The organism is Mesorhizobium sp. CNPSo 4684 (assembly GCF_057784315.1).
On the sequence record NZ_JBWLUX010000110.1, the window covers coordinates 1 to 406 of the forward strand.

The following is a 406-nucleotide window of genomic DNA, read 5'->3' on the forward strand; positions in this document are numbered from 1 at the left end:
GAGCGGCGCCTGGAAGGCGAGATCGCCTCGATGATCGACGACGATCCGCTGTGGGCCAGGCTGGGATCGGCCTTCCGTTCGCTCAAGGGCGTGGCCGGCCGCACCGTCGCACGCCTGATGGCCGAACTGCCCGAGATCGGCCTCATCTCCAACAAGGCCATCGCCAAGCTGGCAGGCCTCGCCCCCATCGCCAACGACAGTGGCAGGCGCGCCGGCAACAGGCATGTGCGCGGCGGGCGCGCCGGGCCGCGTGGGATCCTCTTCATCGTCGCAGCCATCGTGGCTAAGTTCGATCCCCACCTCAAAGCGTTCGCTCAAAGGTTGCAACTGGCGGGAAAGCCCAAAATGCTCATCCGCATCGCGCTTGCCAGAAAACTTCTCGTCATCCTCAATGCAAAAGCACGCG

The 406-nt window shown here is 65.0% G+C and carries 1 protein-coding gene; it reads left to right on the forward strand.

Annotated elements, in window-relative coordinates; genetic code table 11:
- A partial coding sequence (locus AC04SG_RS32915) for a transposase (protein WP_488554406.1) occupies positions 1-406 on the forward strand: 406 nt, incomplete at both ends.